Origin of the sequence: Microcoleus sp. D3_18_C2, assembly GCF_036702395.1 — a bacterium.
GTDB lineage: Bacteria > Cyanobacteriota > Cyanobacteriia > Cyanobacteriales > Microcoleaceae > Microcoleus.
Map to the genome: position 1 here is coordinate 41,686 of NZ_JAUBTG010000042.1, position 14,976 is coordinate 56,661.

The window sequence follows — 14,976 nt, forward strand, 5'->3', positions numbered from 1 at the left end:
TTGGCGTGTTGGCAGATTTTAAGGTAGGCTGCTTAAGAGTCGCAACTATTTAGCGAGTCGAGCCGTGGCAGTAAAAGTCGAAGAATTACTTACAGCAGAGATTAATCAGCCTGCTCGTTATCTGGGAAACGAATTGGGGGCGACGCACAAGCCTTGGGACGCGGCGTCTGTGCGCTGGGTTCTCACTTACCCAGAAGTTTATGAAGTTGGTGCTTCCAATCTGGGGCACATCATCCTTTACAACATTTTGAACGCAGGGCCGAGACAGTTGTGCGATCGGGCTTATTTGCCCGCCGCCGACTTGGCAGCAAAACTGCGATCGACCAAAACTCCGCTGTTTGCCGTAGAATCGAGGCGATTGCTCACAGAATTTGATATTCTGGGCTTCAGCCTCAGCTACGAACTCGGAGCCACAAACATTCTGGAAATGCTGGATTTAGCCGGCATTCCCCTAACTTGGCAAGAAAGAGCGACCAATCCCCAAAACGGTCAAATGCCACTGATTTTTGCTGGCGGGCAAACGGCAACTTCCAACCCCGAACCCTACGCAGACTTTTTTGACTTCATCGCTTTGGGAGATGGAGAAGAGTTGCTGCCAGAAATTGGCTTGATTTTGGCAGAAGGCAAAACAAATAATTTGAGCCGAGAAGCATTGCTGCTGGATTTAGCGCAAATTCCAGGCGTCTACGTCCCGCAATTCTACGATATGGCGGCCGACGGTTCCGTTCATCCCAACCGCCCGCAAGTTCCAGAACGAATTCTGCGCCGCGTGGCAACTCCGATACCAGCTTATTCGATCGGCCTGGTTCCCTACGTCCAAACAGTACACGACAGGCTGACAGTAGAAATCCGCCGGGGATGCACTCGCGGCTGTCGCTTCTGTCAGCCGGGAATGCTGACTCGCCCCGCGCGCGATGTCGAACCGCAGCAAGTCGTAGAGGCGATCGAACAGGGGATGCAAGCCACCGGGCACAGCGAGTTTTCCCTGCTTTCCCTCAGTTGTTCCGACTATCTGGCACTCCCAGCAGTCGGCATGGAAATCAAAAATCGCCTGAAAGATAAAAATATTTCTCTGTCTCTACCCAGCCAGCGGGTTGACAGATTTGACGATAATATTGCCGACATTCTCGGCGGTACGCGACAAGGCGGTTTGACTTTTGCGCCGGAAGCTGGTACTCAGCGGATGCGCGACATCGTTAACAAAGGTTTGACCAACGAAGAATTGCTTCGGGGTGTCAAAACTGCGGTCGATCGCGGCTGGGATAAAATCAAGCTGTATTTTATGATCGGTTTGCCGGGAGAAACAGATTTTGATGTTCTCGGCATCGCCGAAACAGTCCGCTGGCTGCACAGGGAATGCAGGATCAATGGCCGGCGGGGACTGAATTTTAACTTGACAATTTCTAATTTTACCCCTAAGCCTCACACTCCTTTTCAGTGGCACTCGGTTTCTACTGCTGAGTTTTCCCGCAAGCAAAAACTCCTGAAGGAAGAGTTTCGGGGGATGCGGGGCGTCAAGGTGAATTACACTGATGTGCGGATTTCGGCAATGGAGGATTTTGTCGGACGGGGCGATCGACGTTTGGGCGCTGTAGTCCGCCGCGCTTGGGAACTTGGCGCGGGTATGGATGCGTGGTGGGAAAGCTTGGATCAGGCTTACAAAGCTTGGACTCAGGCGATAGATGAGTCGGGCCTTACCTGGAAATACCGCCAAGTCGAAAGCGGCGAGTGGAATCTTTTTGATAAGGAAGAGGAGCACGACACGGATGCGGACACGGATACACGGATGAATTTGACGGCGGGGGCGGGCACGGGGGCACCGCTTCTACTGGATCAACCTTTGCCTTGGGATCATTTAGATACGGGAATCGACAAAAACTGGCTGAAAATTGACTTGCAAAAGGCTTTGGAAGCAGCGACGGTTCCCGACTGTTCCTTTGAAGGGTGTTCGCGCTGCGGGGTTTGTGGCACCGATTTCGGACACAATGTGGTTGTGGATGCGCTGCCAATTCCTGAGTTTGCTGGGGAGTTTGTCCCGAATACGGAGCGGAAACAGCGTTTGCGGGTTTGGTTCGGGAAGGTGGGCGATATGGCTTTGGTTGGTCATTTGGATTTGATCCGATTGTTCGATCGAGTAGTCCGCAGAGCCGATTTGCCGATTTCGTTTACCGGCGGGTTTCACCCGAACCCTCGGATTTCTCTGGCAAATGCTCTGCCTCTGGGTGTTACCAGCACTGGGGAAATTGCCGACTTTGAGCTCACTGAGTCGATCGATATTGAGAGTTTTCGGGAAAAGTTGGGGGCTAAGCTGCCGGAAAATATTCCGATTTACAAGGTTGAGTCGATCGATCTTAAGGCTCCTTCTGCTAACCAGTTGTTAGAAGCAGCGGAGTACGTGATTACTGTGGCTTTAGGGGGTTCGCTGACAGAAAATGGCGAATTAGACCATGAAAATTCTGCTCCTGTCTCCGTGGCTCCTGATGCCAACTGGGAAGCTTGGGTCAAGACGATCGCCGAAACCGAGGCTTTTTGGCGGGTGCATACTACTAAGTCGGGAAAGACGAAGGATGTCAATTTGCGCGATCGGCTGCACAAACTAGAACTTGTAGAGCACAAACCCGACAGCAGCACATCTGCTAGGGGTGCTACATCCGAAGGTAGAGCCGTCTTGCGGTTTACCGGCAGTTGTCGCAGCGATGGCAACTTGCTAAAGCCAGAACATATTGTGTTCATGCTCGAACAAGTCAGCCAGCAGGAAATTCAGCTTCTACAGGTTGAGCGTAGTCAGCTAATCCTGGGTTATGGTTAAAATAGGGAAGCCGCGGTGGAATATTTCACCTTCGGCTTTCGATCGGGATGTGTCGTTTCACGCTATAATCGCTTGTTATGGAAGCCGCGGTGGCTCGAGCGCTTTAGTCGCTCGCCGCCCTCGTCAACCAGCAACGCGGGCTGGGTGCAATTTGCTTCTGTTCAAGACTTTAAGCCTTTTTGTTGTACATTCACGGGCTAAATCTAGCGCCAAACCCGCCGGAGCGGGGTCTGAACCAAATTTAGCGATTAATTTCGATCGACTGGTTGTCGGTGGTCGGCTTATTCAAAAATTTTACGGTTCAAACCGCAGAGCGGGTATTCAACAATAAATGTTTTTGGCGGGTCAAAAAACGGAGATAAGCCCCCGACTTAAGTCGTGGAGAACCAAAAATTTTAGACTTTAGATTAAAGTTCCAGCTCCCAGATTCATCTGTGGAGTAAATCTAAAATCTAAAATCTAAAATCTAAAATCTAAAATCGACTGACCCGTCAAAAAACGGAGATAAGCCCCCGACTTAAGTCGTGAAGAACCAAAAATTTTAGATTTTAGACTCTAGTTCAATCTCCTAGATTCATCTGTGGAGTAAATCTAAAATCTAAAATCTAAAATCTAAAATCGACTGACCCGTCAACAAACGGAGATAAGCCCCCGACTTAATTCGTGGAGAACCAAAAATTTTAGATTTTAGACTCTAGTTAAATGTCCCAGATTCATCTGTGGAGTAAATCTAAAATCTAAAATCTAAAATCTAAAATCGACTGACCCGTCAAAAAACGGAAATAAGCCCCCGACTTAAGTCGGAGAGAACCAAAAATTTTAGATTTTAGACTCTAGTTCAATCTCCCAGATTCATCTGTGGAGTAAATCTAAAATCTAAAATCTAAAATCTAAAATCGACTGACCCGTCAAAAAACGGAAATAAGCCCCCGACTTAAGTCGGAGAGAACCAAAAATTTTAGATTTTAGACTCTAGTTCAATCTCCCAGATTCATCTGTGGAGTAAATCTAAAATCTAAAATCTAAAATCTAAAATCGACTGACCCGTCAACAAACGGAGATAAGCCCCCGACTTAATTCGTGGAGAACCAAAAATTTTAGATTTTAGACTCTAGTTAAATGTCCCAGATTCATCTGTGGAGTAAATCTAAAATCTAAAATCTAAAATCTAAAATCGACTGACTAGGTTTTAGGGTTGGCAGGGGCGGAGGTTGCAGTCGAATGCCAAGCTGCGGTATGTTGAGTGCGATCGCACAAGAATTCAACAAAAGTCCTTACGCTTTCACTCCTACCTACTTTCCCTCAAAACCAGCCCTCAACCACCACGCAAGCGGAGTTATCAGTTCGTAGTGTTAAGTTGTGTGTTAAGAAATTAGTACGGTGTCAATGAATTTATTCGCGCTCGTTCAAAGGAAGAGTTGTAAGTGTTGAATTTTGAGTATTGATTTCGCAATTGTCAACTCAAATCTCAATATTGCTAACTCGATAAAAGCCTCCTTATTTCTATCTCTCAGATTTATCTGCTGAGCATAACTCATAACTCTGTACGGGGGGGTTTAACTACTTTATCTGTAACAGTTAACAGTGAACAGTCAATAGTTAACAGTTAACAGTGAACGGTCAACAGTTAACTTTCTTTCCACCCTGCACCAACTCACAGCTAATAACTCTTCAAGCTACTACTAATTACAGTCTAAGTCAGAGGCACTATGAGTGCGTAAGTGTCTCTAACTTGCTGCCAGTTTTTTGAGGAAATTGAATGACAAAGCAGATAGTTATAGCAGAGCAGCATCGCATTGCTGCCGTATTTTCAGAAGATCAAATCCAAGAACTTGTGGTAGCCACAGGCAGCCACCAAGTCAGTGACATTTACTTGGGAATTGTTGAAAATGTACTCCCTGGGATAGATGCGGCCTTCGTCAATATTGGCGACCCAGAACGTAACGGGTTTATGCACGTCACAGACCTCGGCCCGCTGCGCCTTAAACGCTCGGCAGGAGCAATTACAGAACTCCTGACCCCCCAGCAGAAAGTGGTGGTACAGGTAATGAAAGAACCGACGGGCAGCAAAGGCCCCCGGCTAACAGGCAACATTACCCTGCCCGGCCGCTATTTGGTACTGATGCCCTACGGCAGGGGAGTCAATCTCTCGCGGCGGATCAAGTCGGAAGCCGAGCGCAACCGCCTCAGAGCCCTGGCTATTTTGGTGAAACCGGCCGGGATGGGGCTGCTGGTACGCACTGAAGCTGAAGGGATGACTGAAGAAGCCATCATGGAAGATTTGGAAGTGCTCCAAAAACAGTGGGAAGCTGTTCAACTCGAAGGCGGTACTTCGCGGGCGCCGGCACTGCTCAACCGGGATGACGATTTTATCCAGCGGGTGCTGCGGGATATGTTCAGCGGTGACGTGAATCGGATTGTGGTGGACTCGCAAAATGGAATTAAGCGGGTGAAGCAGCAGTTGATGAGCTGGAACGGTGGTAAACTTCCTGCGGGAGTTTTGATCGACCACCACCGAGAGCGCGCCTCGATTTTAGAATTTTTCCGGGTTAACGCTGCGATTCGAGAAGCCCTCAGACCAAGGGTTGATTTGCCTTCGGGTGGTTATGTGATTATTGAGCCGACTGAGGCGCTGACGGTGATTGATGTCAACTCTGGCTCGTTTACTCGATCGGCGACCGCTCGGGAAACGGTACTCTGGACAAATTGCGAAGCAGCCACGGAAATTGCTAGACAACTGCGGTTACGCAATATTGCCGGGGTGATTATTGTTGACTTTATTGACATGGAATCCCGCCGCGATCAGTTGCAGGTGCTGGAACATTTCAATAAAGCTCTCAAAGCTGACAAAGCTCGACCGCAAATCGCTCAACTGTCGGAATTGGGGCTGGTAGAACTGACTCGCAAGCGCCAAGGTCAAAATATTTACGAGTTGTTCGGCCACAGTTGCCCTACTTGCAGCGGGTTGGGTCATCTGGTGCACTTGCCGGGGGAAGAAGACTTCGCCGCAGCGGTGCGGGAATCGGGCGATCGCACTGTTGCTACGTCGAACCGCGTTTTGTTGAATTTGCCAGAAGGATTGGAACGTCGCAGCTTGACGCCTGTGGCGGCTGCAACTTCTGCCCCGGTGCGGGAAGAACGCCCCCCCGAACCTGCTAGGGCTGCTTGGGAGCCTCAAAGCGAAAGTTTGGATTTTGAGAGCGGCAGCAACGCATCGCCTTTGGACTTGCTCAACCATCCCAGCTATCAGGATTTGGGGAACGGAACTAGACGGCGCCGCCGCCGCCGGATTGGCGAAGAGCCTTTTGCTCTCCCGGCGGAGGAGGAACCGGTACGTAGCAAGTTGCGACTGCCGAATACTTCGAGCGCGCCCGTTGCGGATACGCGCTCTGAGTATCTGGCACCCCCCGGCATCCGGGCGGCTTCGGAGGGCTTCGGGCTGGTGAATATGGCTACTGTTGGCAGGCGCGAGGATTTCGAGCGTGTGCGTCCGGCTAAGTCTGAGTTGATGAAGCCGATGGTGGAGCCTCCGGAGGTGATTTCGGTGGAAATGACGGCGGAGGAGCAGGATGTTTATGCTCTGATGGGGGTTTCTCCTTTGGTGCTTACTGATCGCAGTGTCAAAAATCCTAAGAATGCGATCGTTTCGGTGACTCTCCCCGGAGCGGCCCCGAACAAGCCGCCTTTCGAGCAGCTCGAATTTGAATTTGAAGCGACGACGCCTCCCCAGAATGTTGAGGATGAGGAACGGGATTATTATCCAGAAAGGTCGGTAGTTGAGCCTGTTTTTTCTGAGGCCGATGATGATGATGATGATGATGATGATGTCCAAATTTATGGCGAGAGTTTGATCGACGAAACTGATGATTTTGATCGGATGGAGGAACCCAGTGATGTGATGGACGAATCCCAGGAGCCGATCTCACTCAATGAGCCGATCTCACTCAATGAGCCGATCTCACTCAATGAGCCGATCTCACTCAATGAGCCGCTCCAATCCCCTGAGCCGCTCCAATCCCCTGAGCCGATCGAATCAAGCGAACCCGAGGAGCCTGCTATCAACCGTCGCCGGCGCCGTCGCTCATCTGCCCTTGTGGATGAATAGTTATGAAAGAAGAGGGAAGAGAGAAGAGGAAAGAAAGAAGAGGGAAGAAGGAAGAAGTTGAAATTTTTACTCTCTTCCCATCTTTCCATCTTCCCCTTTCCCCCTCTCCCTCGAATGCTCTGGTAATTGCGGGTGTGGATGAAGTCGGACGAGGCGCTTTGTTCGGGCCGGTGGTGGCTGCAGCCTGCATTTTGCCCGACGAAGTTCTCGATGAATTAGCAAGTTCCGGGGTTCGCGACAGCAAGCAGTTGAGTGCCACAGCCCGGAGTCGGTTAGCTGTGAAAATCCGGGCTGTGGCGGTTGACTGTCAAATTGGTGTGGCTTCGGTGCGGGAGATCGATCGCCTCAATATTTTGCAGGCTTCTTTGTTGGCGATGAAACGGGCGATTTTGAAGTTGAAGGTGACGCCGGATTTGTGTTTGGTTGACGGGAATCAAAGGATTCCCAATTTGGCGATCGAGCAAGAGACGATGATTAAAGGTGATGCGCGATCGATTCAGATTGCTGCAGCTAGTATTGTGGCGAAAGTTTGGCGCGATGAATTAATAATACGTTTGGCTGTTAAGTATCCTGAATATGACTTGACAAATAACAAAGGATATGGAACAGCTAAACATAAATTGGCTTTGGAACGCTGCGGTGTATCTGTCTTTCACCGATTATCATTTAGCCCTTGTCAAAAATAGTTAGTTGTATCTGAAATGTTGCACCAATGTCAATAAGCTTTTATGAACAGGCTTTTCGGCCTGTTCCACAAAGAGTGAATTTCCTTGTGGAACAGGCCGAAAAGCCTGTTAAGCGAGAATGGTGCAATATCTCAGTTGGATCTCACATCTTGCACCATTCTCAACTAGCCCTTGCATTTTGTCCCAAAAGGTGAAAGAAAGGGCGTAAAAACAATCAGGTAGGTCAATGTTAACCATTCGTGAACGAACCTGACTGTCAACGGATTACCGTTAGACCGCAGGCTTCTTTTTCCTTTTTTGCAAAGGCTTTTTATAGTGAGGTAGTTCCACCCCCACTTGCTAATATAGTACCAGAGTATTTCCAGGTTATCAAGAGGTATAAAAGAATAATTGTCGCTTTGGGTACCTACACCCGACGAGCCTTTCATCACGCGGGCGTAATTCCCAACGGGGTAAGGGGCGCAGCGCTCAGATTAATCCCCTCTAAATATACGTCCGGGACTTCCCGGCTGGTAGTTAAACAGTAAGTACCAGTATTATTAGTCGCTTTCTCAATCATTACCAATGGTAAGTGCGGGCAGTAATTCGAGTTGAGATCAAAGCCAGGGTTTTAGTAATACAGAACATAAGCAAAACTTCTCTATTTAACTGGTTCCCAAGCTCTGCCTGGGAACCGATGTAAGCGAGGCTCTGCCTCGGCCCAGACTATGGAGGCTCTTCCTCCGGATATGCGTTACCAGGCTCTTCCTGGTAACGAGTATAATCATTTAGGATTGCTATAGTAATACAGAACATAAGCAAAACTTCTCTATTTAGGGTTCCATACCCACGGTACCTTACCGCTTTAGTCCGAGCCAGTTTTATGAGGACTTTAGTCCTCACTAGAAACCGCGACTCGTTATCTCGATACGATCGCCCCGATCGCACTTTAGGATTGTTTGATTGGTTGTTCGATCGGCAACTCTATGATAAACTCGGCTCCGTGACCGAGTGCAGACACGCAGCTAAGTTTGCCACCGTGTTCTTGGACAACTTTGTAGGAAATGGACAGGCCTAAACCGGTGCCTTTGTCGGCGGGTTTGGTGGTAAAAAAAGCCTCGAATAACTGCTGGGAAACTTCTTCTGGCATACCGGGGCCGTTGTCAGAAATCCTAATTACAGCATTAGAGTTTTGGACTTCTGTCCTAATTTTAATCTTGCTGCGGTTAGCTTTGACTTCAGCAACTGAACGCCCTTCGTTGTATTCCTCGATCGCGTCGATCGCATTTCCGATCAAATTCATAAATACCTGATTGATTTTCCCAGCATAACACTCAACCAAAGGCAAATTTCCATAGTCCTTAATTACCGCAATTTCGGGATAGTTACCTCTGGCTTTCAGGCGACTTTGCAGAATCAGCAACGTTCCTTCAATGCCTTCGTGCAGGTTAACTTTGCTCATTTGAGAATCATCTTTGCGGGAGAAATTTCTGAGCGATCGCACGATTTCCCGAATGCGATCGGCCCCAACCTGCATCGAAGACATTGCTTTCGGCAAATCTTCTAACAGAAAGTCTAATTCGATATCCTTAATTTGAGCTTGAATTGCTGCCGGCGGCTGCGGGCAGTGCTTCTGGTACATATCGAGCAAATTCAGCAAATCTTCGGTGTAGTGGCCCACGTGGACGAGATTGCCGCAGACGCTGCTAACAGGATTGTTAATTTCGTGAGCAACACCGGCTACCATTTGACCGAGAGTAGACATTTTCTCAGTGTGAATCAGTTGAGCTTGAGTTTGCTGCAATTCGTGCAAAGTATTTTCGAGTTGAAGTTTTTGTTGGGTTAACTCTGTTTGCGATCGCCGCAAAGCTTCTTCACTGCGTTTCTGCTCGGAAATATCAGTAATTAACCCTTCTAAAGCTATCAATTCTCCCGAGTCGGAAAACACTCCCAAACCTTGCTCCCAAACCCATTTTAATTCGCCATTTTTAGAAGTAATTCGGTAATTTAGCTGATAGGGTCGATTTTCTTGTAAAGCAACTTGCACGGCATTCCACAAATTCTCGCGATCGTCTGGGTGAGTCAATTCCGATATAGAAACTTGCCGAGTGCCGATAAATTCTTCAGGAGAATAGCCGGCTAACTGATAGCAACCTTCGCTGACAAACTCCATACTGCGATCGGCATCGTTGCGAAAACGGTAGGCCATTCCCGGCAAATTGCTCATCAGCGTCGCCAAGGCCCGCTGGCTTTCCCGTAGGGCTTCTTCGGCGTGTTTGCGATCGGTAATATCCGTCATCACCGCCAGCATACAGAGTTCGCCGTCCAAATTAATCAACTCTGCTGACAGCAAACACACCACCACCGATCCCGACTTCATCCTAAACTCACATTCCTGATTGCGAACAACACCTTGTTCGTGTAAAATTTGCCTAAAATTCACTCGATCTTCCGGTCTTACCCAAATATTTAACCCCGGTACTGTATTCCAGGTCGTTTCTTCTAAATCATAACCAGTCATCAACAAAAAACTATCATTAACTTCAATAAAACGACCCTCAGCAAAAGTAGTAATAATCATCGGATCTGGGCTTGAGCGAAAAGCCTTAGAAAACTTTTCTTCCGATAAACTCAACTTTTTAATAGCCTCTTCCAACTGACTTGTCCGCTCTTTAACCCGGCATTCCAATACCTCATTAGCCTGCTTCAATGCTTCCTCAGCCTGCACCCGATAAGTGATATCGCGCACCACGCCTTGCAGCCCAATTTTGCCGCCGATATCCATAGAAGTTAGCAGCACTTCCGCCGGAAACTCAGAACCATCCAAACGACGGTGTCGCCAGTCAAAACGGCAATTTCCCGATCGCAAAGCCGTATTAATTCGCTCTTGAGAAAGACTCATAGAATCTTGTCCGTCCGGTTGCAACGGCGGGCTGAACTCCGAAGGATGCTTGCCGCAAAACTCCGACTCAGTGCTGCATCCAAATAACTTTAAAGTAGCCGGATTGCAATCCAAAAAACCCTCTTCGTCTAGCAGCATTACCGCATCAGTCGTCGATTCGTACAAAGTGCGAAACTTTTTTTCCGACGCCTGCAAAGAAGCAATCAACTGCATCTTTTCCTCAGCCGCCCGCTTTTGCTCAGTAATATCCTGCATTACTTGAGAAAAGCCCTGCAACTTTCCCCTTTCATCGCGCAAAGGAGTAACAATAATATTCGCCCAAAATCGCGATCCGTCTTTGCGAAGCCGCCAGCCTTCATTTTCGTATCTACCTTCGGCCACAGCCCGGATTAATTTTTCTTTGTGCTTGCCGATTTCAATATCATCTTTAGTGAAAAAACACTCCGAATTATTGCCAACTATTTCATGAGATATGTATCCCAAAATGCGTTCTGCACCAGAATTCCAGCTAGCTACATACCCATCTGGATCTAACATAAATATAGCGTAATCCTTAACCCCTTCTATTATTAAGCGCAGGCGTTCTTCGCTTTCTCGAAGTGCAGATTCTGCTTGCTTGCGCTGAGTGATATCTTCTACAAAACCTTCGTAGTAGAGCAATTTCCCTGATTCATCGCAGACAGCCCGCGCATTTTCAGCGATCCAAATTATTGTTCCATCTCGGCGATAAATTTGCGACTCAAAATCTGATACGATGCCCTTTTCTTGCAAAGCACAAACAAACTGATCGCGGCGATCGGGATTGACGTAAAGCTGATCGCTAATATCAGTCAGACAGCCCATTAATTCTTCAGCAGAATTATATCCGTAGATGCGAGCCAAAGCTGGGTTAGCGCTGATGTAGCGACCGGATTGGGTTGTTTGAAAAATACCCGACACAGCATTTTCAAACATACTATAATATTTTGCTTCCATTTGGTGCAGTGCCTCCGCGACATTCAGGCATTCTATTGCTTTATTTCCTAATTTTTGATTTCCCACTTTTGAATACCCTGCTCTTGTGTGTGAGTTGAATATTTTTGCTCTACCGCCTGTTAAAATTTAGCCGTTAGTTAGGCTGAAAGATGGTGTGTCGCAACCGGAGACGAGTGTGTTTATTCATCTGTCCTACTGGGCGGTTAGTTGTTAGTGATTGCTGAAATTTTAGTCGATCGGGTATTTATTTGAGGCTTGACTGGCTGTCACGATCGCATTGGCACATCGATCGGCCTGCGGTGCAGGTGTTCGAGCAAAACCCGCTCCTTGAAATCTCCTTGAATATATTAGCAGTTGAATACCCTGAAATAAGTTAGTAGCAAGGATGTTGTTACAATAAAAGGCCGCGACTTCTACAACCGCAAGAGTCTATTTTTAGGATTTGGGTGAGAGTACGATCGACTCTTACCCGAAGCAACTAACCCACTTGCAAGAGCTAAACGCTCGCTGTCCTTGCTGTCACTCGATTGGAGATTTGAGATTTTAGATTGAAGTTGACTCCACAGATGAATCTGAGGTTCTCCTAATGTCTAAAATTTTTTGCTCTCCACAACTCCTGTCGGAAACTTTTATCGCTCTTTGGGTGCCCTGAGTTACTGTTAAGTATTATTGCTGATAGATCATACAGCAGACTACTGGCAGTTGGGAGCATCTCATATTTGTAAAAACACTTCTTCTGGCTCCTTCCTTCTTCCTCTTCCCTCTTCCCTCCTGCCTCCTGCCTCAAAACTCCTGCCTCCTGTCTCAAAACTCCAATTTCTAGCTTGCCTGCTTTCATTGAGATGCTCCCTGGCAGTTTTACGATTTGGGGTTTCTATGTAAAGTTGGCACAACAATAGGGTAATTGTTGTATCAAAAAATTCATATTCTGCTACTGCGGGCGGAAAAATTCTGTAGCGGTGCTGGCATTTGGGCAAAAATCTGGGCCCGATCGCGCAAAATGTGGTCGGCAAGTCTGGTAAAATCCCGATCGATTCTCAGTTTGGCCACAAAGCTCGATCGAGCTAAATTTGACTAGAAACTAATATTAATGACAGATTCTCCTCTACTAGCAACGCCAGAGTTATCCCCTGCTTCAACCCAGACGCCGGATTCTCCTGTGTGGCCAGCCCTCCTGCAACAACTATTAGACAGACAATCTCTCTCACGCGCCCAAGCAGCCGACTTGATGCAGGGATGGCTAGCCGAAGCTATTCCCCCCGTCCTCTCAGGAGCCATTTTAGCGGCCATCCAAGCCAAAGGCATCTGGGCCCCAGAATTGGCAGGAATGGCTCAGGTATTGCATTCTCAGTCGCTTGCAGGCGAGTCGGAGAGCGTTTTCAATCCCAAATCCTCAATCTCCAATCTCAAATTAATTGATACTTGTGGCACAGGCGGCGACGGCGCTTCCACGTTTAACATTTCCACTGCTGTAGCTTTTGTGGCCGCCGCGGGCAAAGTTCGAGTCGCGAAACACGGAAATCGCTCCGCATCGAGCAAAGTGGGTTCTGCTGACGTGTTGGAAGCACTGGGAGTCAACCTCAACGCCGATCCCGCGAAGGTAAAAGCTGCGGTAGACTCTGTGGGCATCACCTTTTTATTTGCGCCTGGGTGGCATCCCGCACTTAAGGCTGTAGCGCCGATCCGGCGCACTTTGAAGGTGCGGACTATTTTTAACCTTTTAGGGCCCCTTGTCAATCCTATGCGCCCTACAGGGCAGGTAATCGGGGTGTTCGATCCTAGTCTGATATCAACTATTGCTCAAGCTTTGGGCGAGTTGGGGACTGAGTTAGCTGTAGTCGTTCACGGCAGAGAAAAATTGGACGAGGCGGGTTTGGGTGATGTGACTGATTTGGCGGTTTTGTCGGATGGCAAAGTGGAACTCACTACTTTAGACCCGGAAAAGGTAGGATTGACACCAAGTGCGATCGGCTCCTTAAAAGGCGGAAATGTTGAGGAAAACGCCGAGATTTTGCGGAACGTTTTACAAGGCAAAGGTACGCCCGCACAAATGGATGTTGTAGCTTTGAATGCGTCTTTGGCTTTTCAGGTGGGAGGCGCAATTCCTATGGGCTCTCACGCAGCAGGAGTTTCTATGGCTAAGGACATTTTATTGAGCGGTGAATCTTGGTTGAAGTTGCAGCAGTTAATTGAGTTTTTGAAATGAAGTCAGTTGTCAGTTGGGAGTTGGGATTTGGGAGTTGGCAGTTGACAGTTGTTATATCATGTTCTGTCGATTGACCGTGATTCCTGTATGGGCGGGTTCACCAGCAATAGTCGCCAAAAACCGACAATCTCAAAAACCCGCTTCGACTATGTATGATGCGCGATCGATCGGACATGATATTAGTTGTTAGTTGACCCGAAAGCAGTTGGTAGTTGTTAGGAAAGCAGTTGCTATAAATAACCAGTAATCAATAACAAATAACAACTAACAAATAACAACTAAGGAATGAGAATTAAATAACTTTCACTCTTGAAAGTGGGATGGGCGTCCCGCCCGTCATGAGTGGACGGGCGGGACGCCCATCCCACAATAACAATTAAAATTGTAAGTTATTTAATTCGCGATCCTAACTGCTGACTTCTGTTTAAGACCGCGATCGAAATTCAATGACATCTTGCTTAATAGTCACATCTTTATTACCAAAAAAGTCGTGACCCAACAGTCCGATATCTAGGGATGGCGAGATGGCAACAACTACATTGTTAACCGCTAGACCACCTGCTTCCATAGAACTCAGGCGACCGAGGGGAAAAGTAGCCACTCCGTTGGGAGTTTGTGCTTGCACTGTTCCCTGGAGAACAACGCCCAAGGCTTTAGCCATTGCTGGTGTAATTACTGTGCCACTAGCTCCAGAATCTACCATCATCTCGAACTTTTGTTTGCCGTTAAACGTGACTTCTATGACCGGGATATTAGCTGCTCGGCGTTTGATTTTTGCCTGAAACACTCCCGACTTTGCCGCCGCCGAAGTGGTGGGCGTCAATGCTTCGGGGAGAAAACCGCAGACTGATTGGCTGAGGTTGAGGGTTCGCCCTGACGAGCTCCGCATGAAGCATCCCTCACTTTCTTGAGCCACGGCTGGCGAGGAGTTGGCAACACTTCCTAGTAAAATTGAACTGCTTAGAGAAATAACCCCTGCTAAAACCAGTAAAGGTGGGCGCAGGTTTTGAGGGATCGGTAGAGGCTTTTTTGAGTTTGAGAGTAAAGGCAAGGGAGATTTGCTGGCCATAGTTTGATTAAACGCTTTAGCTCGATCGTAACAGCGACAACTGCCTTTTGGTATAGATATAGAATTTCCGCCCGCCTCCTAAGCTGCTGGCAGATAAATTGCTGGCGCAGGGGGAGATGAAGAATTTGCACTTAGGATCGCGAATTAAATAACTTACAATTTTAATTGTTAAGCTGTTGTGCATTTAAATAGAATGTCAAAAAACAATCTAATTCTTGTGGGGTGGGCCGTCTAGCCCGCCCTGA

At 47.9% G+C, this 14,976-nt stretch carries 9 protein-coding genes; 6 read left to right on the forward strand and 3 right to left on the reverse strand.

Annotated elements, in window-relative coordinates:
• The first annotated feature begins 64 nt into the window (after window positions 1-64).
• From QUA88_RS21435 to QUA88_RS21450, 4 genes are all read left to right on the forward strand, one after another.
• Window positions 65-2,809, forward strand: a complete 2,745-nt coding sequence (locus QUA88_RS21435) for a TIGR03960 family B12-binding radical SAM protein (protein WP_333273735.1) — start codon at window positions 65-67, stop codon at window positions 2,807-2,809.
• 1,221 nt (window positions 2,810-4,030) lie between these two features.
• On the forward strand, window positions 4,031-4,159 hold the full coding sequence (locus QUA88_RS21440) for a hypothetical protein (protein WP_333058298.1): 129 nt from the start codon (window positions 4,031-4,033) through the stop codon (window positions 4,157-4,159).
• A gap of 409 nt (window positions 4,160-4,568) precedes the next feature.
• Window positions 4,569-6,914 (forward strand): Rne/Rng family ribonuclease, encoded by a 2,346-nt coding sequence (locus QUA88_RS21445; protein ID WP_333058297.1) that lies wholly within the window; start codon window positions 4,569-4,571, stop codon window positions 6,912-6,914.
• A gap of 2 nt (window positions 6,915-6,916) precedes the next feature.
• Window positions 6,917-7,600 carry a ribonuclease HII gene (locus tag QUA88_RS21450; RefSeq protein ID WP_333207648.1) on the forward strand — a complete coding sequence of 228 codons (684 nt, stop codon included), beginning with the start codon at window positions 6,917-6,919 and terminating at the stop codon, window positions 7,598-7,600.
• Between the two features lie 928 nt (window positions 7,601-8,528).
• Here QUA88_RS21450 and QUA88_RS21455 read toward each other — a convergent pair.
• Both QUA88_RS21455 and QUA88_RS21460 read right to left on the reverse strand, forming a co-directional pair.
• Window positions 8,529-11,522, reverse strand: coding sequence for a PAS domain S-box protein (locus tag QUA88_RS21455; protein ID WP_333058295.1), 2,994 nt, complete (start codon window positions 11,520-11,522; stop codon window positions 8,529-8,531).
• Window positions 11,523-12,039: 517 nt separating this feature from the next.
• Entirely contained in the window at window positions 12,040-12,294 is a 255-nt protein-coding gene (locus tag QUA88_RS21460) for a hypothetical protein (RefSeq protein ID WP_333058294.1), read from the reverse strand.
• A gap of 69 nt (window positions 12,295-12,363) precedes the next feature.
• Here QUA88_RS21460 and QUA88_RS21465 point away from each other — a divergent pair, with 69 nt between their 5' ends.
• Entirely contained in the window at window positions 12,364-12,534 is a 171-nt protein-coding gene (locus tag QUA88_RS21465) for a hypothetical protein (RefSeq protein WP_333207649.1), read from the forward strand.
• Window positions 12,535-12,546: 12 nt separating this feature from the next.
• Window positions 12,547-13,662, forward strand: coding sequence for an anthranilate phosphoribosyltransferase (gene trpD, locus QUA88_RS21470; protein ID WP_333058292.1), 1,116 nt, complete (start codon window positions 12,547-12,549; stop codon window positions 13,660-13,662).
• A 424-nt stretch (window positions 13,663-14,086) separates the two neighbouring features.
• Here trpD and QUA88_RS21475 read toward each other — a convergent pair whose 3' ends face one another.
• The gene (locus QUA88_RS21475) at window positions 14,087-14,731 is read right to left on the reverse strand and encodes a retropepsin-like aspartic protease (protein ID WP_333057153.1); all 645 of its coding nucleotides are present in this window, start codon (window positions 14,729-14,731) and stop codon (window positions 14,087-14,089) included.
• Between the last annotated feature and the right edge of the window lie 245 nt (window positions 14,732-14,976).